This is a genomic window from Deltaproteobacteria bacterium, assembly GCA_016210005.1.
Taxonomy (GTDB): Bacteria; Desulfobacterota; Binatia; order HRBIN30; family JACQVA1; genus JACQVA1.
Window position 1 is genome coordinate 1 of the sequence record JACQVA010000204.1, and the last position, 3,238, is coordinate 3,238.

General features: G+C 63.4%; 3 protein-coding genes. All 3 read left to right on the plus strand.

From position 1 onward, the window contains the following. A partial coding sequence (locus tag HY699_19885; protein MBI4518071.1) for a hypothetical protein occupies window positions 1–865 on the plus strand: 865 nt, incomplete at its 5' end. After that, window positions 862–1,455, plus strand: a complete 594-nt coding sequence (locus HY699_19890; protein MBI4518072.1) for an NTP transferase domain-containing protein — start codon at window positions 862–864, stop codon at window positions 1,453–1,455. The genes HY699_19885 and HY699_19890, both read left to right, overlap by 4 nt. A gap of 74 nt (window positions 1,456–1,529) precedes the next feature. Next, window positions 1,530–2,897 carry a transposase gene (locus tag HY699_19895; GenBank protein MBI4518073.1) on the plus strand — a complete coding sequence of 456 codons (1,368 nt, stop codon included), beginning with the start codon at window positions 1,530–1,532 and terminating at the stop codon, window positions 2,895–2,897. Window positions 2,898–3,238: the final 341 nt, after the last annotated feature.

Here is a 3,238-nt window from a genome sequence, read left to right on the forward strand (position 1 = left end):
ACTTTGGGAAGCGATGCGCGCTCGCCACACCTTCGCGACGTCAGGCGAGCGGATCCTGGTCGACCTGCGGATCGGCGGCGCTTCCCAGGGATCGGTCTGCGAGCTGTCGACTGGCCCCGTGACGCTCGACGTCGAGGTCCACGGCAGCGGCGAACTCGAGACGATCGAGATCTTGAAGGGCTGGAAGGGCGGACCGATTCCTCTGGAGCCCGTGCACATTAGACGCTTTCGGAAGCAAGAAGACGTTCGCTCGAGCTGGACCGATCCGGCGCCGCTGGGCGAGGCGTTCTACTACCTGCGAGTGCGGCAGACCGATGGCGCACGCGCCTGGTCGAGCCCTGTCTGGGTGCGACTCGCGGGCGGCGCCCCCGCACCCGTGGCGGCCGCTGTTGCGCCCGGGAAGTGGCAGCGGGTGGCCGGTCCCGGCGGCTGGTCGGCGAGCACCCTCGAGTTGCCCTCACCCGAGCCTCTGGTGTTGACGGCGACGGCCGAGGGCTTCGAGGCAGGCACGAACTGCCACCGCGTCTTGCCGCCGTCGGAGACGCTGCACCTTCTGTACAACCGGATCGTGAGTCTGCCGCTGGCCCTCGAGCCGGAAGGACATTATCGCCTGCGTTACCGGCTTGCCGCCGGGCAACCGGCCGCCGTCATCTCGGTGATGCTGGACCGCGGCCTGAAGAACCCGGGCTATTTCTCGGCGATGCGGCTGCCCGGAGCGGGCGCCGCCGTGACCGAAGAGAAGGAGTTCCGCGTGGCTTCGAATGCCGGCGGCGTGCGACTGGTCTTCTTTCTTCCCGCGGGCGACAATCACTACGAGGCCGATGATTTCGAGCTCTGGGCAGAGGCGATACCGGGGCGGCGATGACGGCTACACCGATGTCTGATGCTGAGATCTCACCTCCCGGCACCGTGGCCGTTGTGCTCGCCGGCGGTCTTGGAACACGGCTGGCAAACACGCTCCCGGGAATTGCGAAACCGATGGCGCCTGTGTGCGGCAGGCCATTCATCGAGTGGGTCGTCCGCTTCCTGGCGGCCTCCGGGCTGAAGCAAGTCCGGATCGCCACCGGCTTCCTGGGGCAAACCATCGAGGAACACTTCGGCCGGGTGCCGATCGAGGGCGTGGACGTGCGGTGCGTGCGCGAGACGTCTCAGCTCGGCACGGGCGGAGCTCTTCTGAATGCCGGGCAGACCTGCGGCGGCAAGCCGGCCACGTGGCTCGTCTGCAACGGCGATTCCCTGATCCTCGACTCGCTCCGCGGGCTCTTCGCGACGCTCGTTGCCACGCACGCGGAGGCCGCCATCTTCTCCCGGCGAGTGCCCGACGCGTCCGCGTATGGATCTCTGGAGGTCGGCCTCGATGGCATGCTGCGAGCCTTCTCGGAGAAGCCGTCCGATTGCGGGGCAGCCCGGCCGCCAGGCCGGGCGAGTAGGGCGGGCCTCCTCACGCATGCATGAATTTTCTGAGAAAGCGTTTGTAGAAAGGGAAAGGCACCTCCACAATCGTGTTATCAACGCACGAGGAGGTGCCTATGGGACCGCAACAGATTGTTGCATGGACGGAAGAGAATTTCCACCTTGGGGATCGCCGGCGCGCGAGGGCCCTTGGCGAGTTTGCCTGGGCTCTCATCGCAGCCGGCGTGGTTAGCTTTGCGGCCATTGGCAGGGCGGTCGTCGGTGCTGCCAGGGAGGCGAGCAGCATTGCCCGGGTCTTCCATTTTTGTCACAACCTCAAGATCGACCCCAAGCTCGTTCAGCAGGCGCTGTTTCGGGTCTTGGTGCTTGTGCCGGGCGCCGGCAAGCTGGTCGCCTCGAGGCTGCACGTTTTGCTCTCGATGGACTGGCACCAGTTCGATAACGGGGACGAAAGTAGCCTGCGGGTCAGTCTCTTGGTGGGCAGTCGAGCCATCCCGCTGTTGTGGTACGACGTGAAGAGCTGCAACTTGAAAGGTAGACAAAGGGCTATCGAAGATGAGGCGTTGGAGGACCTAGTCCGGCTACAGCCAGCGGGGTTTATCTGGGTGCTGCTGTTGGACACGGGTTTCCGCTGTTCGAAGCGGATCCGACGCATGAAAGAGGTGTTCCGGTTTGTCCAGCGAACCAACTGCAGCGTCCAAGTCAGCGGGCCCACGTTTTGCTGGACGGAGCCGCGGAACTTGGACGTTGTCTTGGGGCAGTTGGTCGACTTTGGGTGGGTCGAGTGGTGCCGCACAGACCCGGTGGAAGTCCGCTTGGTGGCCACCTACGTGAAGGTGCCCCAGAAACGCAGACGGCGCAGGACAATCAAGAAGCATCAAAGCAAGCGCCGGAACGACAGCTGGTTCCTGCTGACGAATCTCCCTGCCGAACTCTTTCCAGCCCTACAGGTCGTTCTCTACTACGCGCGTAGGTTTGAGTGCGAGCACAATTTCAGAGACATCAAGAACGCCAGCCTCGGCATGAACATGGAGCACGTACACTTGCTGGCTCCCGAGACCTATGAGCGCTTGATGTGCATCGTTGCCGTGGCCTCGGCTCTCCTGTGGCTCTTTGGCTCCGAGGCTGAAGCGAACGGCTGGGCGAGCCAGCTCTCGCCAAGCCGGCCAAAGGAACCTCGCCGCATTCTCTCTCTCGTGAACGTCGGTCAGCAAAAGGCCTCCAGTGTGAGGCGGCCGATTCGTGTTCTGATTCGCAGGCACCTACTTCCGGCTCTCGAAAGTGTCCACACCCTCGTTGGTCCCAACTGGGTATACCCCAGCCAACCCAATCTGGTGCTCAAGGGGGTGGTCTGGCGTCCTGAACACCACAACGACGAGCACCGCGCCTGCAGCAGGAAAAGGGCTCCACGCTGCCCGGGGGGCAGAGTCGACTTGGTGGACATCGGCGGCCAGTCGCAAGAGGTGCATCAGATTGCTGCATGAGCCTTCTCACGAGATCCATGCGTGCGTGAGGGGGCCCCCCCCTGCGCGCCCTGCTCCAGGCTTTAGGCTTTAGGCTGTAGACTGTAGGCAAGACCAGATGCGCGATCAGAGGAAGTTGCGCGCTTCTGATGATGGCCGGCAAGCTGGCCTTCGCCGGATACACAAGGACGCGTGCCTTTCCTACAGCCTGCAGCCTACGGTCTACAGTCTGGAGCATGTCTCGTCAGGGGGGGGCCCCTCACGCATGCATGAATTTTCTGAGAAAGCGTTTGTAGAAAGGGAAAGGCACCTCCACAATCGTGTTATCAACGCACGAGGAGGTGCCTATGGGACCGCAACAG

Bases quoted from the DNA above. Each gene is read 5' to 3' on its own strand.
- HY699_19890 (MBI4518072.1), top strand. From the start codon at position 862: ATGACGGCTACACCGATGTCTGATGCTGAGATCTCACCTCCCGGCACC.
- HY699_19895 (MBI4518073.1), top strand. From the start codon at position 1,530: ATGGGACCGCAACAGATTGTTGCATGGACGGAAGAGAATTTCCACCTT.